Below are 23,160 nucleotides of genomic sequence, written 5' to 3'. Positions count from 1 at the left end.
GTTACGTTTCTTCTCCTCTCGGGCCGTATGTATAGGCCGCCAGTATAAGTTCGGCTATGAGCACTGCTATCCGTGCTATTCTCTCTGGGCCGTCATCCGCGGCTAGCGGAAATAACAGGCCTGCTGCCAGTACGGCGAAATCAGCCGTTCCAATTCCGCCAGCTCCTTCTCCAGGAGCGGAACCTCCCGCAGATTCAGGAGCATTCCTCTGATAATCGCTTTGCGGGGGTGGGGCATGAGCATTTCATTCTCCATGATGTCCAGTGACTCCAAAGCTTCCGGGGCATGCTCCGCCTCCAATGTGCCGAGCAGCAGCTTCATAGACTTGATCAGCTGCAGCGGACTTTGCGGTGCAATGCTCTCGTGGTTCAGCAGCCAGGATTCAATCATCGCTGCCGAAATCAGCGGTTCAGGGCGGCGGTCCAGCAGGCCGGATACCACGATGTCCAGCAGGTCCAGCAGGTAATCGGCCAGACGCGGAATCGAGATCGGCGTATCCTGCTGGAAGAGTGCCATCACGCTGGTGTGCAGCATTCCTGATGCGAGCATGCCGACATCTCCCGTGTAAGCCAGCACCTCTTTGCCGTAGATTTCCTCAAGCTTGCTGCGGAACAGGACCAGCAGCGGTCCGTTGCCCTTGCGCAGCCAGTCCGGCGCTTGTCTGACGCCCTGGCCAAGATAATCCTGAATCTGACGCTGCAGAAATTCACGCAGCTCATAGACATGAACCAGGAGAATCTCGATCTGGTTGCGCAGCTTCTCGCGCGGGCTTCTCCGTACGGCCTGTTCCTCGCGCTCCAGAGGTTCGCGGATCATGCGGAAGCAATATATATAAATGCTGTTCTCCAGCTCCTCCTTCGATTTGAACACCAGATACAGGCTGCCTTTGGAAATACCGCAGAGCTCGGCAATCTCCTGCATGGAGGTAGAGGATGAGCCTTTGACAGCGAATAGCTGCATGGCAGTCTTGATAATTTGTTCCTTCCGGTCTGTATTCTTGTCGGCTGCTATGGAAATCACTTCTTTCTGACCGAGTAGTTTTTGAATTGACTTGATGGTCAGAACGATTATAGTACAGTTTATAATCCATTACAAATTACGGTGACGGGCGGGCTTGGTTACAGCCCCGGGACGATTTTTTTGCCCGGGAGAGCAGTAGGAAGAATTTCAATTCTCATGTAATATATAGATGGGTCATTTTAGAAGAGGAACGGTAGAAGAAGGAAGGTAGCTTATGAGAAGAGGGCTGCAGGCACTTGTCATTATTGCGGCATTAATTGCTTTTTATTATTTCGGCTTTGGCATATTCGGCAGCACTGCCGGCACGATTATCAGTATCTTCTCCACGTTGACGGTCATCTCTATCGGACTCGGGATATTTATGGAGAACCGCAACCCTTCGACCACCATTTCCTGGATTCTGCTGCTGGCATTAATTCCTGTGCTCGGCCTGATTTTCTACTTCCTGTTCGGACAGAACGTGTTCAAGAAACGCAAGTATGACAAGAAAGCTGAGCGGGATCTGCAGGCCTATGAACGGATTGAGAGCGATGCCTTGCGGATGCACCAGGACTGGTCGGTATTCACCCCTGAGCAGCAGAAGCTGCTGGGCCTGTCCCAGAAGCTTGCGCGTTCACCTATTTCCTTCAGCTCGGAGACGCGGATTCTGACCAATGGCGAGGAGACCTTCGGCACACTGCTGCTGGAGCTTCGGCGCGCCCAGCATCATATCCATATGGAATACTATATCTTCCGGGCGGATCATATCGGGACGCGCATTCAGCAGATTCTGATCGAGAAGGCCCGTGCTGGCGTGAGGGTCAGATTTATGTACGACGCAGTGGGCAGCATGCAGCTCGCGGGTTCCTTCCTGAAGGAAATGAGCGATGCCGGTGTGCAGGTTGCGGCTTACGGCAACTCTACATCCTTCTTCTCCAGCCGGGTCAATTACCGCAATCACCGCAAAATTGTCGTCATCGACAGCGATGTCGGCTTCATGGGCGGCCTGAATGTCGGGGATGAGTACCTGAGCCGCAGCAAAACGTACGGCTTCTGGCGCGATACGCACATGCTGCTGCGGGGCGAAGCGGTACGGACGCTGCAGATTATTTTCCTGCAGGACTGGATGCATACGACGGGAGAGAAGATTCTGGAGCAGGATTATCTTTCCCCGCAGCTGCGGTTCACCACCGGGGACGGCGCCGTGCAGATCATTGCCAGCGGACCGGACAATGAGCGGCGGGCGCTCAAAAATATCTTTTTCTCGATGATCACCTCCGCGCAGAAGTCAGTCTGGATAGCCAGTCCCTATTTCATTCCCGATGAGGATATCCTGACGGCGATCCGGGTCGCGGCGATGTCCGGGCTGGATGTAAGGCTGCTGTTCCCGGCCAAGCCGGACAAGTGGCTTCCCTTCCTGGCCTCGCACTCCTACTTTCCGTCACTGCTGGAGGCGGGTGTTAAGATTTATGAATATGAGAAGGGCTTCATCCACTCCAAGCTGCTGATTACGGACGGGGAAGTCGCCACTATTGGCACTGCCAACATGGACATGCGCAGCTTCCACCTCAATTTCGAGGTCAATGCGCTGCTGCTGCAGACGGAGAGCGTCGCCCGTGTCGTGGCCGATTTCGAACGGGATTTGCTGTCAACCCGGGTCATTGAGCATGAGAATTTTATGAACAAAAAATTCCTCGAACGCCTGCTGGAATCGGCAGCCCGTTTGATGTCTCCGCTGCTGTAGCCTCACCGCCCGCCGGGCGTGCGCAGGGATGAAATTATGCGCTGTCCGGCAGCATCTAAATTCATACACCGGAAAGAGGTATGCCAAGTGATCAGAGCTACTGAAGACAATGAGTTCTATGAACTGAACAGTCCGACATTGCTGCCGAAAGCATCGGGATTTCTCTGGAATGAGAAAATGATGATCCATATGAACTGCCGCGGCTATGCCGTGGCCCAGTTCATGCAGCCGGAGCCGGCCAAATATTCGCATGCCCCGAATCTGGAGGCCAAGACGTTCATGCAGCCGGAACAGCCGTATTACGCCCATCATCCGGGGCGCTTCGTGTTCGTGAAGGACGAGGAGAGCGGGGAAATCTTCTCGGCGCCGTATGAACCGGTGCGGGTGCCTGCGGACAGCTACACATTCGCAGCGGGCAAGAGCCGTATTCTCTTGAAGGTAGAGTGCCGGGGCATCCGCGTTGAGATGAGCCTGGGGCTGACGAAGGAGGAGCCGATGGAATTGTGGCGTGTCCGGATCACGAACCTCTCCCCCGAGCCGCGCCGCCTCAGCATTTATCCTTATTTTACAGTGGGCTATATGTCCTGGATGAACCAGTCCGGTGAATATAACGAAGAGCTGCAGGCTATTGTCTGCTCCTCCATCACTCCATACCAGAAATATAATGATTACTACACCATCAAGAACTTCGCCGACAAAACCTACTTGCTGGCTGAGCGTAAGCCGTCTGCGTGGGAGGTCAACCAGGAATCGTTCGAGGGTGAAGGCGGGATTATGCATCCCTCCGCACTGGACGCCGAGGAACTGGCCGGAGGGGATGCACGTTATGAGACGCCGGTGTGTGCGCTGCAATACCGGATGGTGCTCGCGCCCGGCGAGGCGGAAGACTACCGCTTCATCTTCGGGCCGGCGCATGATGAGCAGGAGATCGCCGGTATCCGCAGCAGCATGTTCGGCACGCCCGGCGGAGACGGACCGGACGGATTCGTCCTGGCGGAGCAGGAGTATGATGCCTACATCAGCGAGGGCAAGGGCTGCATCGAGATCAGCACTCCAGACCCGGATCTGGACAACTTCGTCAATCATTGGCTGCCGCGCCAGATGTACTATCATGGCCAGACGAACCGTCTGAGCACCGATCCCCAGACCCGCAATTATCTGCAGGACAACATGGGGATGAGCTATATTAAGCCGCAAACGGCAAGAGGCTCCTTTCTGATCGCCCTGGCACAGCAGAAGGCGAGCGGGGCGATGCCCGACGGCATTATTTTGCATCCGGATGCCGAACTGAAGTATATCAACCAGGTGCCGCATACGGATCATTGCGTCTGGCTTCCGGTATGCCTGAGCACCTATCTGGATGAGACGGGCGATTACGGGCTGCTGGATGAGCGGGTCCCGTTTGTGGACGACGGGCGTGAGGCCACGGTGTACGAGCATATTGACCTGGCCATGCGCTGGCTGATCAGCGACCGTGATGAACGCGGCCTCAATTATATCAACCAGGGCGACTGGTGCGACCCGATGAATATGGTTGGCTATAAGGGCAAGGGCGTCTCCGGATGGCTGACGATTGCCACGGCCTATGCCTTCAAGGTCTGGGCGGACATCTGCGAGGCGAGCGGCCGAGGGGATACGGCCCACGAATACCGGCTGGAAGCGGACCGGACGAACGAAGCTGCCAACGTCCATTTCTGGGACGGCGAATGGTATGCGCGCGGGATTACGGATGACAATGTACGGTTCGGCATCAGCACGGACAAGGAGGGGCGCATCTTCGTCAACCCGCAGGGCTGGTCGCTGCTGAGCGGTGCGGCGGATGCGCAGAAGCGGGAGAAGCTGCTGCGGGCCGTGGAAGAGCAGCTCGAGTCGCCATACGGCGTCGAGAAGCTGGCGCCTTCCTTCACCGCGATGCGCGAGGATGTCGGACGGGTGACCCAGAAGCATCCCGGATCGGCAGAGAACGGCGCGGTATACAACCATGCCGCCGCTTTCTACATCTATGCGCTGTACGCGGTGGGGGAAGAGGATAACGCCTACCGCCTGCTGCGCAAGATGCTGCCGGGGCCGACAGCAGAGGATATTATCCGGCGCGGGCAGCTGCCGGTCTTCATTCCGAATTATTACCGCGGGGCCTACCGGCAATTTCCGCGGACTGCCGGGCGCTCCAGCCACCTGTTCAATACGGGAACAGTCCCTTGGGTATACCGCTGCCTGATCGACGGATTATTCGGCGTGCAGGGGACGGCGGAGGGTCTGCGGATTCAGCCGCAGCTTCCTTCCGCCTGGAGTGAAGCCAAGCTGAAGCGGGAGTTCCGGGGCGCTGTGCTGCACATAGACATCCGCCGCGAGCCGGAAATCTCAGGTACAGAGGTCTATGTGGACGGCGTTCTCGTCCCGGATGGTGTGATCCGGGACTTGCAGCCGGCTTCCGAATACCGGGTGCGGGTGAGTGTTCCTGAGGCGGGCAGCAAGAAATCCTTTGACAATCCCCAGTAGATCACTTATATTTTAGATAACAATTGAATGATCTTCCTAAAGGGGAGTAGCTTTTACAACAAAGTCGTCATTTCGGAGGCGTCAATCTTCCGGCTTTGTTGGCGACGCTCAGCGTTGTTAGCCAGACCTTTACCTGTTAACGGTAAGGGTCTTTTTATGGATAAGACCTTTGCCATTAACCGGCAAGGGTCTTTTTTGTTAATTATTTCTGAAAAGGGGGATGCGGTACTTGCGCTGAAGCGGGTACACCAATGATTGTTTCGCTCGTTCACAGGGTACAATACCTCAAACTGATAATCAAAAAGGAGAGCTGCACTTCATATGGATATTTCGATTCTATTGGAATACGGATGGGTACTTTTATTATTAATTGCGCTGGAGGGCTTGCTTGCCGCAGATAACGCGCTGGTGCTGGCAATTATGGTCAAGCATCTTCCCGACGAGGAACGGAAAAAGGCACTGTTCTATGGTCTTGCCGGGGCCTTCGTCTTCCGGCTGGCGTCGCTGTTCATCATTTCGTTCCTGGTCGATGTATGGCAAATCCAGGCGATCGGCGCGCTGTACCTGCTGTTCATCGCCATTAACCACATCTTGCGCAAGATCATCTTTAAGCCAAAAGTGGAGAAGGCCAAGAAAGAGAAGAAGGCTACCGGCTTCTGGGGCACTGTCCTGAAGGTAGAGCTCGCTGATATCGCCTTTGCCGTTGACTCCATTCTGGCTGCAGTTGCGATGGCGATGACGCTTCCGGACACGACGCTGCCTGCCATCGGCGGGATGGACGGCGGAAAGTTCATTGTCATCTTCCTGGGCGGATTTATCGGACTGATTATTATGCGGTTTGCGGCGAATCTCTTCGTCAAGCTGCTGCAAACCAGACCCGCCCTGGAAATTGCCGCATTCGCCATTGTGGGCTGGGTTGGCGTGAAGCTGGCGGTGCTGACGCTGGGTCATGAAGATGTAGGTGTCATCTCGCATGATTTCGCTCATTCCACGCTCTGGAAGTTGATTTTCTACAGCGTTCTGATTATTATTGGTGCTGTTGGCTGGTTCACGTCCAAGGATAAGAGCGGCAAGCCTGAAGTCATGCATTAAGAAAAGCAACGAGCATATCAAAACTAAACGAACTTATAACTGGAGGGTACTAAAGTGGGCATAGAAATCATCGTGCTGTTAATTCTGATTCTGGTGAACGCATTCTTCGCCGCATCCGAAATGGCACTGGTCTCGCTCAATGATAACAAGATCAAGCATATGGCCAGCGAAGGCCATAAGAAAGCGCGGCTGGTACAGAGCCTGCTCGAGCAGCCCGGTAACTTCCTGGCGACGATCCAGATCGGCATTACGCTTGCCGGATTTCTCGCCAGTGCCTTTGCCGCTGACAGCTTTGCGGGCAGACTCGCAGAAACGCTGTACGGTTGGGGAGTACCGCTGGAGCTGAATGTACTGCAGACGATTTCGACGATTGTCATCACTTTAGTACTGTCTTATTTTACGCTGGTGCTTGGCGAGCTTGTCCCGAAACGGCTGGCCCTGCAAAAAGCGGAGGCAATAGCCTTCTTCGCAGTGTCTCCCTTGATAATGCTGTCCAAGTTCACGAAGCCTTTCGTCAAGCTGCTGAACGGATCGACCAATATACTGGTCCGTCTCTTCGGAGTTGACCCGAATAAGGAAGAGGAGCATGTGACGGAAGAGGAAATCCGCATGATGGTGGATGTCGGCAAGGAGAAGGGTACGATTCAGGAGCTGGAGAAGGAGCTCATCAACAACATCTTCATGTTCGACAACAAAACAGTATCCGACATTATGACGCACCGCACGCGGATTGCCGCCCTGCCGGCGGATGCGTCGCTGCGCGAGACGGTGCAGCTCATCAACACGGAGCAGTATACACGCTACCCTGTGTATGAAGAGAATATTGACCAGATTGTCGGTGTGCTGCATATCAAGGACCTGATTCGCTTTATCGAGGATGGCGACAGAGCGGATTTCAATCTGCGCAGCCTGATCCGTGAGCCCTTCTACGTGCTGGAATCGCTGCGGACCGATCAGGTATTCCAGGAGATGCAGAAGAACAAGGTCCATCTGGCGATCACCATCGACGAATATGGCGGGACAGACGGTCTTGTCACTATTGAAGATGTCATTGAGGAAATCCTCGGCAACATCTATGACGAGCACGACGAGCCGGAGACCTATGCCGAGGTTGAGCAAGTGGGCGAAAGCCACTACGTGATGTCCGGCACACTGCCGCTGGATGATGCGCAGCGCATCCTGAAGACGACGCTGCCCACCGGCGACTACGACACACTGAGCGGGTTTATTATCGGACAGCTGGGATATATTCCGGAGAACGAAGAACAGCCGACACTCACCTATGGGCAAATCGTGTTTACGGCCCATGAGGTCCGCGAACGGCGCATTGTGCGGGTGAAGGTCACCGTGCTGTCCGAAGAAGAAGTCACTGCCGAATCTTAAGAAGTCAGAACGTTGTGAACCCGAGCAGGGTTTGCAGCCGGAACAGTATATATTTCAGCCGGGTGATGTCACCCTGGTATTCCTCAAGGGGCAGAGTATACTCTGCTCCTTCGTTGTTCCACAGGGTCGTGAAATAGTCCTCCAGTTCAAGGAACAGCGGCTCGCCCCGCGGGACAGATACCCAAAGATTATTCTCCAGATTGTAGTCGTCCAAGTTGCGCTTGGTAAAATTGGTGGAGCCGCCGAGCACGATGGAGCTGCCGGAGGCTTTGGCCAGATACAGCAGCTTGGTGTGATACTGTTCGATGCCGGTATTGTACCAGCGGATAGCGATGCTGCCGCCCGAACGCTTGTGTAAATCCATAGCCACCGGACGGTTCGGAATGCCGATCTTGTCGCGTCCGAAGGCATTCTGGTTCGGGTCGAGCAACAGGCGGATCTCCGCACCGCGGGCTGACGCCTCAACCAGGGCGTCCAGGATGCCGTCGTCCGCCAGATAGAACATTCCCATCCATAGCACATCTCCGCGCTCTGCTGAAGCGATTGCTTCCAGGGCGTATTTGTATACCTTCCCTTCGGTCAGATACCTGACCGCAAGCGGCCCGCTTGACGCCTGCGCCTCCTGCGGAGCGAATACCGGCTCACGGCTGAGCAGCGGCCCCGACCCGGAGAGGTCGGCCGCCGCCTGCTCGGTGCGCAGAATCTCGGCCAGGATCGGCCCCTGCACCTCCAGAGCGATGTTGGAATGATACGCGCTGGCGTCATGGACATTGCCCGAGGACACCAGCGCCGTCTTCTCGCTGAGTACCAGCTTGCGGTGGTTGGCCTTGACGTTCAGCAGCTTCAGATAGGAACGGGCGGTAATATCCGGTCCCTCGCTGGCCATCAGATTTGGAATCCAGCCCTGGCCTGATTGGCCGAACCACTGGATAAAAGTCCGCCATACGGCAGAATAGGCCGGGGTGGAATCACGCAGGCTGTCGACATCGGTCAGGATTACCCGGATTCCGGCTGCCTTCATCTCTTCCAGCAGAGCATTGGGGGCGGAGCCGTAATTGGTATTGACTTCGTCGGTTATGAATACGATCTCCATTTCGGGGTAGGCCGCTTGCTGCGCAAGCAGCTTGTCCGTCAGCATGCGGCTGACCTTCGGGAAGCTCTGGTCCTTATGGGTGTAATCGTTGAACAGAAACAAATCCACGATCAGAAATTGGCGTGCCTCTCCAATAATCTGGAGCATCCGGGGAAGAATCTGCTCTTCTCTCCGCCCTTGCGCGCTGCCGTCCGGAACCGTCAGATCGTACCAGAAATCCAGCTTGTTACTCTGGTAAAGCCCGCTTTCATAGGAGATGCCCGGCGGAAGAGGCTTATGCGTCTGGTATACCATGACTCCGGCCAGCCAGCCTGCAAGCAGCAGAAGGGGGAGCAGGATCCGGATACGGCGGCGCCGTTTTCTTTTATGTATATGATGGCCATCTGCTGCGGAGCCGTCCGTATTTGCAGCGGCCGCAGATTCATGCGGTTGCGGGGTGTGGCGTATGTTCATGGCATTTCCTCCGTTCGGTTCCGTGACCTTGGCAAGAAGAATTAGTATGTCCTCTGCGGCACTGTAACAACCTATTAACACCTGCAGCAGGAATTTGAAGCAGCAGCCGGAGTGGAATGCCTGTTTCCCGGGGATGACATTTACATCCAAGCGATTGTATAATGAATGTAAATGATTTGTATAACGTTTGATCTTTAAGGTTATACAAATGCTGAGAGCGGAAACGGGAAAGCGAGTGAGCAATACATGTATTCCATTAAACAGGTCGCAGAAATGCTGGACATTCCTTCTGTCACGCTCCGTGCCTGGGAAACGCGTTATCAGGCCGTTACACCGGAGCGGACCGAGTCGGGCTACAGACTTTACACCCAGGAGAACATTGACGATTTGCGCTGGCTGAAAGAGCAGACGGAAACGCATAACATGAGTATCTCCCAAGCTGTACGCATGCTCAAGGAGAGCAGGCGCAAGGCGCTGGAGGACCGGATGACGGCTGCAAGCGGTACTCCGGGGGATGCCTTCGATAAAATGAAGGAGCAGATTTATAGCGCGCTGCTCGAGTTCCAGGGAGAGCGGGCCAACGGACTGATCGACTTCGGATTCTCGCTCTACGGCTACGAGGCTATGTTCCATCAGGTGCTGGTCCCCATTCTCATCAAGGTCGGCGATGCCTGGGAAGAAGGGACAGCCACAGTGGCGCAGGAGCACTATATGACGCATATGATCTCGAACCGGTTCTATCAATTCTTTCATGTATTCCCGGTACACGCCCATTTGCCGAAAGTGCTGGCCTTCTGTCCGGAAGGCGAACATCATCAGGTCGGTCTGCTGCTGTTCTCACTGTTCTTGCGCAAGAGCGGAGTTGAGGTGATTTACCTGGGAGCCAACACCCCGGAGGAGGGTGTGATGGCGATGCTGGACAAGCAGCACCGGATCGGTGCCGTGTGCATTTCGCTGACAGACAGAGAGCTGCTTCCTTATTCCGAAGCTCTGCTGGGCCGCCTGAAGCGGGAATTCCCGGAAATTAAGCTCATCGCGGGCGGCAAAGCCTATGATACAGACCCGTTGCCGCAAAGTGTGGCCGACGAGCTGCTGGGAAGCTCTTCAAACCGTTGGCAGCTTTGGTTTGATCAGACCTTTATGAAGCAGGGCAATAAACTTTAAACAGTACACGGAGACAACCCTTTTTGCCGCAGGCACGCGGTGAAAAGGGTTTTTTTGATGAATTCGAACCCACTCGGCGGCACTGCAAGAGTTTACTTCCTCCGCTAAAGATTGTATGATGTTTGTATCACTTATGTATAGAACTTGTATAATGTTTGCATATGGAAATAGCAATGCTGAAATCAGGCAAGGAGGAGAGTCAATTGGTGGGAAGAGAAGCTGCGAAGGTGGCTGTTGTCGGAGCGGGCCCGGGAGGACTCGCCGCTGCTATGCTGCTGGCAGCCCAGGGCTACGAGGTTGAGGTCTATGAGAAGCAGGGAACGGTCGGCGGCCGTTCGGGCCTGCTTGAATTGGGTGACTACCGCTTTGACCGCGGAGCGACTTTTTTGATGATGACTCATCTGCTGGAGGAGCTGTTCGAAGCTGCCGGACGTTCGCTGCATGACTATGTTTCCCTGAACAAGCTGGACCCGCTGTATTCGCTGCATTTTGGCGACACCATCTTCTCGCCTTCCACCGACCAGGAGGCGACTGCCGAAGCCATTGAGCAGCTCTTTCCCGGCAATGCCGGGGGATACCGCCGTTTCATGAAGGAGGAAGAGGAGAAGTTCGCCAGAGTGATGCCGCTGCTGCAGCGTCCTTTTGAACGGCTGGGTGACTATGCCAAGAAGGATGTGCTGCGCGCTTTGCCCAAGCTGCATGCAACCGATACGGTGTACAACCGGCTGGCTAAATATTTCGATGATGAACGGCTGCGCTTCGCGTTTACGTTTCAGGCCAAATATCTGGGGATGTCGCCGTGGGAATGCCCCGGCACGTTCACGATCCTCTCCTTCCTGGAGCACCGTTACGGGCTCTACCATCCTATAGGCGGGATCAACCGCGTGTTATCTGCCATGGGCGAGGTGATTGCGGAGCACGGCGGTACAGTCCATACCTCCTGCGGTGTGAAGCGAGTGCTTGTCAGAGATGGCCGGGCAGCCGGTGTGCTGCTGGAGAATGGCGAGACGGCCGAGGCGGATTATGTAGTTATCGGCGCGGATTTCGGTTCCGCGATGACCCAGTTGTTCGAGCCGGGAGTGCTGAAGCGCTATACCCCCGAGAAGCTGAAGCGGAAACGGTACTCCTGCTCGACGGCGATGCTGTATCTCGGTGTGGACGGCCCCGTGGATCTTGCCCATCACTCGGTGCACTTCTCCGGCGATTACAAGAGCAATGTGGAGGACATTACACGGCTGGGACGGCTGTCCCCGGACCCTTCTATCTATGTGCACAATCCGTCGGTCATCGACCCGACGCTGGCGCCTCCCGGCAAGTCGTCGCTGTATGTGCTGATGCCTGTCCCGAATCTGCAGGCGGACATTAATTGGGAACGCGAGGGGCAAAGCGTTCAGGAGGCGATGCTGGAGCGGCTGCAGCAGATACCGCAGCTGTCAGGCATCGCGCAGCGGGTGGAAGAACGGCTGTTCTTCTCGCCGCTCGACTGGCAGAACGGACTGAACGTGTACAACGGGGCCACCTTCAATCTGGCCCACAATCTGGGGCAGATGATGTATCTTCGTCCGCATAATACCTTCTCCGAGGTAGAGGGCATCTGGCTGGTCGGCGGAGGGACGCATCCGGGCAGCGGGCTGCCGACCATCTTCGAATCGGCCAAGATCAGCGCGCGCCTGCTGCAGAAGCATGATCTGGCGCGGCGGGGCAGAGCCGTGGTTCCCCAGTCCGCAAGGGCGGGGGTGCCCCTGTGAAGCAGGTAGCCATTGTCGGCGGAGGAATCGGCGGCCTTACGGCAGCGCTGCTGCTCAGCAAGCACGGCGTCCAGGTGACGCTCTATGAGCGGGAGGCCAAGGTCGGCGGGCGTGTCGCGTTTGAAGAGGAAGGGGCATACCGGATTGACCAGGGCCCGACGATTGTGCTGCTGCCGGAGATGCTGACCGGGATTCTTGCGGAAGGCGGTCTGCCGCCGGAGCGTCTGGAGCTGCTGCGCTGCGACCCGCTCTGCCGGATGCACTTCCGCAGCGGCCGGACGCTGAGCAAGCTCGGCGGATTGTCTGAGCAGGCCGCTGAAATCGAGCGGCATTATCCCGGAGAAGGCGGGGCGTTCCTGCGGTTCATGGAGGATATGTCCCGGCTGTATCCGCTGGGTCGCTCCGCTTTCCTGGAGCGGGGCTACCAGCGGCGCGGCGAGTTCTTCACTCCGGCCAATCTGGTGCTGCTGGCCCGGCTGCGTGCCTACAAGAGACTGCGCTCGGCGGTTGGGCAGTATTTCCGCAGCGAAGAGTTGATCGACGCCTTCTCGCTGCAGAGTCTGTATATCGGCGGAGCCCCCTTCCGTACACCGGGCATCTATACGATGCTGCCCTATGCCGAGAACGCCTTCGGCATCTGGATGCTGAAGGGCGGCTACGGGCGGCTGCCGGAGATCATCTCCCGGGAGCTGCTGGAGCGGGGCGCCCGCATCATCACCGGAACAGAGGTGCAGTCGCTGATCGTAGAAGACGGCAGCTGCCGCGGCCTGGTGACGGGCGGCATGGAACGGCGGTACGACGCGGTTCTCTATAACGGGGATTTTCCGCATCTGGAAGGGCTGCTGCCGCAAGCTTTGTTCAGGGGCGGCGGCAAGCCTGAGCTCTCCGGCAGCAAGTCTGAGCTCTCCGGAGGCAAGCCCCAAGGGCGCATCCGCCGGGGCAAGTTCCAGCCCTCATCGGGCTGCCTGCTGATCTACGCGGGTGCGGCCAAGCGCTGGAAGGATTCCACGGTGCATCAATTTTTCCTGCCGGACAGCCTGAACATGAATCTGCGTGAACTGTTCGAACAGAAGCAGATATCGTCTGACCCGTCTTACTATGTATTTAATCCGGTAGCTCTAGATGAAGAGGCGGCGCCTCCCGGGGAGAGCGTGCTGTATTTCCTGGTTCCCGTTCCGGCTGAGCCCGCTCTGAATTGGCACAGCCTTGCGGAGCGGCTGGCGGATAAAGTACTGGCAGATGCCGAGCAGCGGGGCTTCCCCGGCCTGCGCGCAAGCCTGCGCTGGCGCAAGCTCCGCACACCGGCCGACGCCCAGCGGAGCGGGCTGTTCGGCGGCGGCAGCTTCGGCCTGGCACCGGTGCTGAGCCAATCGGGTGTGTTCCGTCCTCAGCCGAAGCCCTACCCCTTGCGCGGCCTGTACGCCGCAGGTGCTTCCATTCATCCCGGCGGAGGTGTGCCGATTGTGATGCAGGGCGCCAAGCTGGCGGTTCAAGAGATGATGAAGGAGATGACTGACAATGGATAAGCAGAGCTTAAGGCAATGCGAGGAGTTAATGAAGAAGGCCTCCTCATCGTTTTACCGGGCGTTCAGTGTTCTGCCGAGCCCGCGCCGTGAGGCGGTGCATGTAATTTATGCTTTCTGCCGGATCATCGACGACAGCGTGGATGAGCCGCAGCATTCGCCTTACAGCATCTATGAACTGCGTCAGCTGTTCAGTGATCTGGATACGGCGGACGGGCATTTCATCTGGCCGGCGCTGCGCTGGCTGTTCGGCAGCTTCCCGCATCTGGAGCGGCAGCCGTTTCTGCTGCAGATGGAGGGCCAGCTCTCGGATTTGACCTTCACCCATTATGAAACGATGGACCAGCTCGAGAACTACTGCTATCTGGTGGCGGGAACCGTCGGCGAGATGCTGCTGCCCGTACTGCGGGAAGACACGGACAGCGAAGCACAGTCTGCGGGAATTGCCTTGGGCATCGGGATGCAGCTGGTCAACATCATCCGCGACGTCGGCGAGGATCTGGCGCGGGGAAGAAGATATCTGCCGCTGGAGCTGCTGCACAAGCATGGATATAGCCAAGGTGAACTGGAGCAGCATGAGGTGAACAACGGGTTCATCGGCGTCATTGAGGACCTGGCGGAGCAGGCAAGGGAATGGTTCAAGAAGGGAATGGCGAATCTGGACAGTTATCCGCGGGACAGCCGGCTGGCTGTAGAACTGGCTGCGCATTTCTACGCAGCGATTATCGATGCCGCCGCCGCTGCCGGATACGATGTCTTCCGGCGCCGGGTGTACGTCAGTGAACGTGCCAAGCTGCAGATGCTCCGGAGAACAGTGGCGCGGTACCGTGAGCTGCAGCCGGACGCTGCCGTCCACTAAGAGATAGCGGTTGAAGAGCAGGACCCGCCATCCGAGAAACGGGCTTAGCATGCACTGAAATGACCAATCGGTCATTTGGATTGCCGGCCGGGTGTACCGGTAACCGGAAGGCCCCGGGAAATCGGCTTTCCGGTTGTGCTATAATGATACGTACTTATCCTGCTGTACGGCCCGTCCGCCGCCAACCCGGCGGATGCCTGATACAGAGCGGAGAACGGAGGAAGACCGCATGTGCAAATTGCCGCAGGAAGATCTGCCGCAGGAGACAGAAGAGGGACGCGGCCCGGCTTCTGCACCGTCCAGAGAACCTGTGGAGGGAGGGGGGCTGCTGCCCTCTTCGGCCACGGGCGAACGCAAAATCGAGCATGTGCGCCTTTGCCTGAATGAGGAAGTCGGCGGGAGCGGGGTCACCGCGGGCTTTGAGCATTACCGCTTCCGGCATAACGCGCTGCCGGAGCTGGACTTCGGTGCAATCTCGCTGGAAGCGGAGTTTCTCGGGCGCAAGCTGCGCACGCCGCTGCTGATCAGCTCGATGACGGGAGGCAGCAAGGCCACCGGCGCGATCAATGAGCGGCTGGCGGAAGCAGCCGGCCGGCGGGGCTGGGCGCTGGGTGTCGGCTCTGTGCGGGCGGCAGTAGAACGTCCGGAGCTTGCCGGCACATTCCGGGTACGGGAACGGGCGGGCAGTGTTCCTGTCATTGCGAATATCGGTGCGGTGCAGCTCTCCTATGGCTTCGGCGTTGATGAATGCCGCCGGGCGGTGGAGATCGCCGGCGCGGACTGGCTGGTGCTGCACCTGAACGGATTGCAGGAAATCTTTCAGCCGGAGGGAAATACGGGCTTCAAGGATTTGCTGGAACGGATCGGGCAGCTCTGCCGGGTGCTTGAGGTGCCGGTTGGCGTGAAGGAGGTCGGCTGGGGCATCGACGGCGAAACGGCCCTTCGCCTGTACAATGCCGGCGCTGCCTTTATTGATGTGGCCGGGGCGGGCGGCACCTCCTGGAGCCAGGTCGAGAAATTCCGCAACCACGACCCGGTCAAACGGGCGGCGGCGGAGGCCTTCGCCGATTGGGGCATCCCTACCTCAGAGTGCATCGCGGAGGTCCGGGCGGCCGCGCCGCACGGCGCACTGATCGGCAGCGGCGGCCTGCACAGCGGCGTCGACGCCGCCAAGGCGCTGGCGCTCGGCGCTGATCTGGCCGGCTTCGGGCGGAATCTGCTCGGCCCGGCCGTGCAGTCGGAGGAGGCGCTCGACCGGGCGCTGGCGCAGGCGGAGTTCGAGCTGCGCACGGCGATGTTCGGGATCGGCGCCGGAGATCTGGCTGCGCTGCGTGCCACGCATCGCCTGGTGCGGCGCTAATGCGGAAGGAAATACCCGGCGTTGGCCGCCCGGAATGAATTCGCCTTGGTTCCACGCCGCTCTACAGTAATGCCGGACCTCGCAAGAGGTCCTTTTTTGTTCTGCGGATGTCCCCCGCTGGCCCGGCTGACCCCGGAGTGATATATTTCTTTGAAATATAAAGAGCGGAACAATAGGATAATCCTAAACCGAACTTTGGAGGTCTGGGATGAAACGAACGATGATGGCGCTGTCGGCGGCGGTTCTCTTGCTGCTGCCGCTGGCGGGATGTACGGGAGAGCAGCCGGGTGCTGGGAATCCGGTACCAGCGGATGAAGATAGCCCTGTGTTGTCCATAAATGCGGCTCCCACAGCGGAACCAGCCTCACCAGCAGCGGCACAGCCTTCTGAAATGCCTTCATCCGTCACTACCCTGACTGTGGAGCAGAAGCTGGAGGATTTTGATTATATCTATACGGTGCTTCAGCAGAATTTTCCGTTTTTTGAAGTCAACAAACGGGTCTACGGGGTAGATTGGCTGGCCAATAAGGAGGCGTACCGGGACACATTGGCGGCAACCGGAGATGATGCGCAGTTCTTCGAGAGCTTCAATCAAATCCTGGGTGAGCTTCATAACCTGCATACGTATTTACTGAATCCGGATATGTATGCATATATGCGCGAAAGCTACCGTAATGAGCCTACACTGCAGCCGTGGAATGACATTCTGCAGCAGCCGCAGGTAGAACGCCGTTACGGAGTCAGCGATCATGCTGCCGGACCGGGTGCTGAGACAGGCGGCAAGGATGGCACAATCCAGGCTATTCCGGTTAACAAGGCCAATGTGATGAAAAGGATATTGGAGCAGGGGCAGTCGGCCTACGTTTGGATCCGCAGTTTTGCAAAGGAGCAGATCGATTATGATGGACCGATGATTCGCGACTTTTTGCAGGAGATTAAGGATTACCGCACTCTGATTATCGATATCCGCGGCAACGGCGGAGGCAGCCAGATGTACTGGATGAATATGGTGGAGCAGTTGATCGACCAGCCGCTGCCCGACCGCAAATATTTATTGTTCACAGGCGATGAGTATCAGCAACCGTTCCTGAAGAGCATGGGCTATGAGACACAGCCGATCAGCCGGCTTGACCTGGACAGTCTGCCTAATCATCCGCCGGAAACGACTCAGGCGTTCACTTCCTATTTCGTTTCTTCCTACAACATCCCGCCGGCGCCCGTCGGGTTTAAGGGGGACATATATCTTATTGTGGACGAAGGTGTGTATTCCTCCTCCGAAAGCTTTGCCAGCTATGCCAAAAACACCGGGTTTGCTACCCTGATCGGCGAAAAAACCGGTGGAGACGGCATCGGAATCACGCCGATATTCGCCGCTTTGCCAAACAGCGGGTATGTGCTCAATTTCAGCTGGGTGCTTGGCCTCACCAAGGACGGCACCTGCAATGAGGAGTTCAAGACCGTCCCCGACGTGACGGTGGATGCTGAACGAAATAAGGACTGGCACCTGGATCCTGCGATTCAGAAGGCGCTGGAGCTGGCCGCAGCCAAGCGGTGACCGCCGTTTATTGGACACACCTGGGGGATATCCGCTGTTGCTGGCAGTTTTGTTCTAATATATAATGATTTAGATTGGCTTTTGTTGTAGTGACAGGAATAACCATACCCCCACAGAAATAGGAGTTGTCATATAAATGGCTTTGAAAGCAGGTATCGTTGGACTTCCCAACGTCGGAAAATCCACATTGTTTAACGCGATCACACAAGCGGGCGCCGAGTCCGCCAACTATCCCTTCTGCACCATCGACCCGAATGTCGGTGTTGTGGAAGTGCCCGATGAGCGTCTCGACAAGCTGACCGAGCTGGTGCAGCCGAACAAGACGGTTCCGACCGCCTTTGAATTCGTTGACATTGCCGGACTGGTGCGCGGCGCGAGCAAGGGTGAAGGTCTGGGCAACAAATTCCTGGCCCACATTCGTGAAGTGGATGCCATTGTACATGTGGTGCGCTGCTTTGTGGATGAGAACGTTACTCATGTCGACGGTAAAGTGAATCCGGTAAGCGACATCCAGACCATCAATCTGGAGCTGATTCTTGCTGACCTGGAGAGCGTGGAGAAGCGTCTGGACCGGGCCCGCAAGAACACCAAGGGCGGCGACAAGAAGGCGGTTTCCGAAGTGGAGCTGCTGGAGCGCATGAAGGAAGCCCTTTACAACGACATGCCGGCGCGCAGCGTGGAGCTGTCCGATGATGAGCGGCTGCTGGTCCGTGATCTGCATCTGCTGACGCTGAAGCCGGTGCTGTATGCGGCCAATGTCGGCGAAGACGAGGTGTCCACTGCCGACAATAACCCGTACGTACAGCAGGTGCGCGATTTCGCCGCCGCCGAGAACGCGGAGGTTGTGCCGATCAGCGCGAAGGTGGAAGCAGAGATCGCCGAGCTGGAAGGCGAAGACAAGGCGATGTTCCTGGAAGAGCTCGGCCTTGCGGAATCCGGCCTCAACCGGCTGATCAAAGCGGCTTACAAGCTGCTCGGCCTGTATACGTACTTCACAGCCGGTGTGCAGGAGGTCCGCGCCTGGACCATCCGCCGCGGCACCAAAGCTCCTGGCGCAGCGGGCGTAATACACACCGACTTCGAGCGCGGATTTATCCGCGCCGAAGTGGTAGCCTATGAAGACCTGTTAGCCGCCGGTTCCATGAACGGTGCCAAGGAACGCGGCCAGCTGCGGCTGGAAGGCAAGGAATATGTGGTGCAGGACGGCGACGTTATGCACTTCCGCTTCAACGTCTAAAGCGGAAGGGAGAGAGGCCATCCGGAGGCGGAAGCTCCGGGTGGCCTCTTTTGCCTAAAGATGCAGAGTTTCTGTTCTGCAAGATACGAGGGGCCTGATAACTTTCCGGCAAGCTTCAACCGTGCGGAGACGGCGGAAAGACAGGTGATGGGTGCGGCATCTCCGCATAAGTCTGTTTCCGCGTCTGCATACTAACCATAACCCTTGCCGGCAGGCCTTTGCCGCTTACATTTTGTGTGTTAGCCCTGTAGCCAACCACAGTGAACGGTGATATAATATATTGTCGTATATCTATAACGACTGTTGATTTTGATTTAGGAGAGGTGAATTCCCTTGTTGGACCGATTGCAATCACTGGCGGACCGCTATGAGAAACTCAGTGAACTGCTTTGTGACCCGGATGTTGCAAGCGACAGTAAGAAACTGAGGGATTATTCCAAAGAACAATCTGATTTGCAGCCTGCTTACGAGGCTTATACCGAATATAAGAACGTCATGGAAGAACTGGATGCCGCCAAGGCGATGCAGGCCGAGAAGCTCGACGACGAGATGAAGGAAATGGTCAAGATGGAGATCGAAGACCTGTCCGCCCGCCAGACAGAGCTGGAGGAGAAGATCCGTATTCTGCTGCTGCCGAAGGACCCGAATGACGACAAGAATGTCATTGTGGAAATCCGCGGCGCAGCCGGCGGGGATGAAGCGGCGTTGTTCGCTTCCGATCTCTACCGGATGTATACGCGTTATGCCGACAGCCAGGGCTGGAGAGTCGAGCTGATGGATGTCAATACGAACGACCTTGGCGGATTTAAGGAAGTCATCTTCCTGATCAACGGCCGCGGCGCCTACAGCAAGATGAAATACGAGAGCGGCGCACACCGCGTGCAGCGCATACCGACAACGGAGTCCGGGGGCCGGATTCACACCTCCACCTCGACGGTGGCGGTAATGCCGGAAGCGGAAGAGATCGACATTGAAATTCTCGACAAGGATATCCGTGTCGATACGTTCTGCTCCAGCGGCGCGGGCGGACAATCGGTCAACACGACGAAGTCTGCCGTGCGTGTAACCCACATTCCGACCGGCATCGTGGCTACGTGTCAGGACGGCAAATCCCAGAACTCCAACAAGGAGAAGGCGCTGCAGGTGCTGCGCGCGCGGATTTCCGATATGATGCGCCAGGAGGAAGAAGCGAAGTATGCCGGCGAGCGGAAGAGCAAAGTCGGTACAGGCGACCGCAGCGAGCGGATCCGTACCTACAATTTCCCGCAAAGCCGGGTTACCGATCACCGGATCGGACTCACGCTGCACCGCCTGGAGCAGGTGATGAACGGGGATATTACCGAGATTATTTCCGCGCTGTCGATTGCCGAGCAGGCCGACTTGATGGAAAAAGGAGAATAATGCTTTGAACCACGACGCTTATGTTATGCGAGTAGTGCGAAGCATCCGGGAAGCCTTTGCGGAGGCTTCTTCTTTTTTGGACCGCAGCGGCTGCCATGAGCCGCAGCGCAGTGCGCAGCTGCTGCTGGAGCATGTGCTCGGTCTGACGGGTGCGGCTTATTATATGGCGCTGGCCGACCCTTTCCCTGCCGGGCTTAAGGAGGCATGGGAAACGATGGTGACCCGGCGCGCTTCGGGTGAACCGGTGCAATATATCACCGGGGAGCAGGAATTCTACGGCCGGGTGTTCGAGGTGACGCCGGAGGTGCTGATCCCCCGTCCCGAGACGGAGCTGCTGGTCGAGGCCGTGCTGAAGTACGGCGCTGAACTGTGGCCGTCCGGCCGCGCGGCCGGCGGCCGGGCGCTGACTGCCGTCGATATCGGCGCCGGCAGCGGGGCCATCGGCGTCACGCTGGCGCTTGAGTCGCCGGCGTGGCGCGTGTGCGCGGGCGACATCTCGCCCGGCGCCCTGCATGTCGCCGGGCGCAACGCGGCCCGGCACGGCGCAGCCGTGGATTTCCGGCTCGGCGATCTGCTCGAGCCGTTCACGGGGCTGGAGACGGATATCCTCGTCTCCAACCCGCCGTACATTCCCGGCGGTGACATCGCCGGTCTGCAGCGCGAGGTGCGCGACCATGAGCCGCGCACGGCGCTGGACGGCGGTGCGGACGGGCTGGACCCGTACCGCCGCATGCTGGAGCAGCTGCGGCTGCTGCCCGCGCCGCCGCGGCTCGTGGGCTTCGAGCTCGGCCAGGGCCAGGCCGGCGAGGTGGCCGCGCTCCTGGACGCGGCCGGCCATTGGGATGAGATCGTCACAGTCGACGATCTTGCCGGCATTGCCCGCCATGTGCTGGGCATCCGGCGGCGGGAAGGGCTGTAACGCCCGCCGTCTGTCTTGATCGCGGCGTTAGCACGGCGAAACCGGGATTGTTGGGCGAATGAGGTCTGAGCAGTCCGGGTAACAGGAAAGTGAAGGCTTTCTGGCGTTGGAGCTCGCCCGGAGCTATAAAGCCAGTTCCTTGACCAAGCCGAATTTAAGGATGATATACACCTACATCCCTTTCCCCTGAACAGGCCGACCAACAGCACAGTCCGGCTGTTCATTCCTATTTGTAGGCGAAAAACCGACCATAATGGGCTACCGTGAAGGTAAACAGAGCAAACGTAGGCGAATAATCGACCATAATCCACAAACCAAGCTCACCGATCGAAAAGCAGGACTCTACCTTAAAGTTCTCATGGTGCTCTTTTGCAGGGTTAGTGGAAAACCTGTACGTTAGTGTTGGCATCGCCGAATCGGATGCTTAGAACGGCCAGCAAGAAGTGACTGCGTGGGAAGTGAAACGAAACCAGGCTCAGAAATCGGTGCAATGACACTTTATGACCGAGCAAGCTAAAGGGGAATTAAAGCATTAATACCTTGAAATATGTTTTGGTCAAGGTACTAGTACCTTGACGGCGCCAAACTGCAGCTATAGACCATAGCTTGCTAGTAAGAGCTGGGGATGGCGGCGCATGCCGTCCATAGATTTTGGCTTGGTCAACCTACTTGTCTGCGAAACGTAGCTGCGGTACGCGGCTGGCTTTCACGGCCCGAGCGCAGCATAGCCACAACAGAACCACAGCAGAACTGCAAAAGGTAATTATTACCTTGCCCTGCGCGGAATTGGTGTTTTGCGGATTCATCCTTTACAATGAAGGGGACGGGTCTTCCGCAAGAAGCAACCTGCGAAGATCCAGGACGGAGTAAGGAGACAGAATATGCTTCAGAAGATTAAGAAGATCGACGGCGTTATCGTTACGATGCTGGTGCTGCTGATGGCGGTCAGTATAATGGCCATCTACAGCGTGACCCACGGCAGGGCAGACCTTGACGGCTTTCACCTGCGGATGATCAATTATTACGTCCTGGGCATCATTGCCTTCATTGGACTGACGTTTCTGGATTACCGGCTGCTGGTCAAGTATGCCTTATATATATACATTGCGGGGATTGCGATATTGGTGCTGGTCAGCTTCGTCGGGGCCAGCCAGAATGGCGCCCAGGGCTGGATCAAGTTCGGGGGCTTCAGCCTGCAGCCTGCGGAGCTGTTCAAGCTGATTCTGATTCTGTTTCTGGCCGGAGTATTGGTGAAGAAACGGAAGAACAAGCTGGAGTTCTGGCATGACATTGTTCCGCTCGGCCTCCTTACATTGCTACCATTCATTATTGTGCTCAGTCAGAATGACCTGGGTAATGCGCTCGCATATATCGTCATTCTGCTCGGCCTGCTGTGGATCGGCAACATTAAATTCTCGCATGCGCTGATCGGTCTGGTTAGCATCGCCGCCGTTGCCACTGCGGGGATCATGAGCTATATTCATTATCACGACGAGATCAAGGATTTCCTGACCGACATCGGGCGTTCCCACTGGGTGGAGCGCTTTGACCCGTGGCTTGTTCCCGAGAAGGCGACGGCCAAGGCCAGTTACCATACGAAGAATGCCAAGCTCGCGATTGCCTCCGGCGGCATGAGCGGAGAAGGTTACATGCAGGGCAGCTCCGTACAAACGGATCGTGTGCCGTATACGTACTCGGACTCCATCTTTGTGGCAATTGCCGAGGAGTTCGGCTTTGTCGGCTCGGCCTTGCTGCTGCTGCTGTACTTTATATTAATTCACCGGATGATCTTGATTGCGCTGGAGTGCAAAGACAAGGGCGGCCCGTTCCTGATTATCGGGATCGTCGCTATGATGCTGTACCAGATCTTCGAGAACATCGGTGCCTTCATCGGCCTGATGCCGCTGACCGGGATTACATTGCCCTTTATCAGCTATGGGGGCACCTCACTGATGATCAACATGGCCAGCATCGGTCTCGTGATGAGCGTAAGGCTGCACGGACAGGATGTGGAAGAAGACCTGCCGAACCCGGCGCCTTATCCGGCGGCGGCCAAGCAAGGATGATAGACAAGACTGCGGATTGTCCCGGATGGGAGGGTCCGCTTTTTATTTGGCAGAACAGATATAAT

At 57.1% G+C, this 23,160-nt stretch carries 16 protein-coding genes; 14 read left to right on the top strand and 2 right to left on the bottom strand.

Features of this window, described 5'->3' with window-relative positions; translation table 11 throughout:
* Positions 1-102: 102 nt before the first annotated feature.
* Positions 103-1,020 (bottom strand): TetR/AcrR family transcriptional regulator, encoded by a 918-nt coding sequence (locus F1379_RS14000; RefSeq protein WP_150270651.1) that lies wholly within the window; start codon positions 1,018-1,020, stop codon positions 103-105.
* Between the two features lie 214 nt (positions 1,021-1,234).
* Here F1379_RS14000 and cls point away from each other — a divergent pair, with 214 nt between their 5' ends.
* The 4 genes from cls (at position 1,235) to F1379_RS13980 (ending at position 7,717) form a co-directional block, all read left to right on the top strand.
* The gene (gene cls, locus F1379_RS13995; protein ID WP_150270649.1) at positions 1,235-2,743 is read left to right on the top strand and encodes a cardiolipin synthase; all 1,509 of its coding nucleotides are present in this window, start codon (positions 1,235-1,237) and stop codon (positions 2,741-2,743) included.
* Positions 2,744-2,830: 87 nt separating this feature from the next.
* Positions 2,831-5,242 (top strand): GH36-type glycosyl hydrolase domain-containing protein, encoded by a 2,412-nt coding sequence (locus tag F1379_RS13990; protein WP_150270647.1) that lies wholly within the window; start codon positions 2,831-2,833, stop codon positions 5,240-5,242.
* Between the two features lie 321 nt (positions 5,243-5,563).
* On the top strand, positions 5,564-6,334 hold the full coding sequence (locus F1379_RS13985; protein WP_150270645.1) for a TerC family protein: 771 nt from the start codon (positions 5,564-5,566) through the stop codon (positions 6,332-6,334).
* A gap of 54 nt (positions 6,335-6,388) precedes the next feature.
* Positions 6,389-7,717: a hemolysin family protein gene (locus tag F1379_RS13980; RefSeq protein WP_150270643.1), complete on the top strand. Its 1,329-nt coding sequence runs from the start codon at positions 6,389-6,391 to the stop codon at positions 7,715-7,717.
* A 4-nt stretch (positions 7,718-7,721) separates the two neighbouring features.
* Here the strand turns inward: F1379_RS13980 and F1379_RS13975 are convergent, their stop codons facing one another.
* A complete protein-coding gene (locus F1379_RS13975; protein WP_150270641.1) occupies positions 7,722-9,263 on the bottom strand; it encodes a phospholipase D family protein in 1,542 nt (513 codons plus the stop codon).
* A 246-nt stretch (positions 9,264-9,509) separates the two neighbouring features.
* On the opposite strand from F1379_RS13975, the gene F1379_RS13970 reads away from it, so the two are divergent.
* The 10 genes from F1379_RS13970 (at position 9,510) to F1379_RS13925 (ending at position 23,095) form a co-directional block, all read left to right on the top strand.
* The gene (locus F1379_RS13970) at positions 9,510-10,427 is read left to right on the top strand and encodes a MerR family transcriptional regulator (RefSeq protein WP_150270639.1); all 918 of its coding nucleotides are present in this window, start codon (positions 9,510-9,512) and stop codon (positions 10,425-10,427) included.
* A 269-nt stretch (positions 10,428-10,696) separates the two neighbouring features.
* Positions 10,697-12,175 (top strand): phytoene desaturase family protein, encoded by a 1,479-nt coding sequence (locus tag F1379_RS13965; RefSeq protein ID WP_420850500.1) that lies wholly within the window; start codon positions 10,697-10,699, stop codon positions 12,173-12,175.
* A complete protein-coding gene (locus F1379_RS13960) occupies positions 12,172-13,701 on the top strand; it encodes a phytoene desaturase family protein (RefSeq protein WP_150270635.1) in 1,530 nt (509 codons plus the stop codon). Before F1379_RS13965 ends, F1379_RS13960 begins: the two co-directional genes overlap by 4 nt.
* On the top strand, positions 13,694-14,557 hold the full coding sequence (locus F1379_RS13955) for a phytoene/squalene synthase family protein (protein WP_150270633.1): 864 nt from the start codon (positions 13,694-13,696) through the stop codon (positions 14,555-14,557). The genes F1379_RS13960 and F1379_RS13955 overlap by 8 nt, the downstream gene beginning before the upstream one ends.
* 229 nt (positions 14,558-14,786) lie before the next feature.
* Positions 14,787-15,917: a type 2 isopentenyl-diphosphate Delta-isomerase gene (fni, locus tag F1379_RS13950; RefSeq protein ID WP_150270630.1), complete on the top strand. Its 1,131-nt coding sequence runs from the start codon at positions 14,787-14,789 to the stop codon at positions 15,915-15,917.
* 208 nt (positions 15,918-16,125) lie between these two features.
* Complete coding sequence (locus tag F1379_RS13945; protein WP_150270628.1) at positions 16,126-17,472, top strand: S41 family peptidase; 1,347 nt, start codon at positions 16,126-16,128, stop codon at positions 17,470-17,472.
* Positions 17,473-17,608: 136 nt separating this feature from the next.
* A complete protein-coding gene (gene ychF, locus F1379_RS13940) occupies positions 17,609-18,709 on the top strand; it encodes a redox-regulated ATPase YchF (RefSeq protein ID WP_150270626.1) in 1,101 nt (366 codons plus the stop codon).
* A 333-nt stretch (positions 18,710-19,042) separates the two neighbouring features.
* The gene (gene prfA, locus F1379_RS13935) at positions 19,043-20,110 is read left to right on the top strand and encodes a peptide chain release factor 1 (RefSeq protein ID WP_150270624.1); all 1,068 of its coding nucleotides are present in this window, start codon (positions 19,043-19,045) and stop codon (positions 20,108-20,110) included.
* A 25-nt stretch (positions 20,111-20,135) separates the two neighbouring features.
* Positions 20,136-21,029: a peptide chain release factor N(5)-glutamine methyltransferase gene (gene prmC, locus F1379_RS13930; RefSeq protein ID WP_150270621.1), complete on the top strand. Its 894-nt coding sequence runs from the start codon at positions 20,136-20,138 to the stop codon at positions 21,027-21,029.
* 881 nt (positions 21,030-21,910) lie between these two features.
* A complete protein-coding gene (locus tag F1379_RS13925; RefSeq protein ID WP_150270619.1) occupies positions 21,911-23,095 on the top strand; it encodes an FtsW/RodA/SpoVE family cell cycle protein in 1,185 nt (394 codons plus the stop codon).
* The last annotated feature ends 65 nt before the right edge of the window (positions 23,096-23,160 follow it).

Origin of the sequence: Paenibacillus tepidiphilus (assembly GCF_008635795.1) — a bacterium.
GTDB lineage: Bacteria > Bacillota > Bacilli > Paenibacillales > Paenibacillaceae > Paenibacillus_AQ > Paenibacillus_AQ tepidiphilus.
This window is presented reverse-complemented; position numbering and strand designations above follow the sequence as displayed.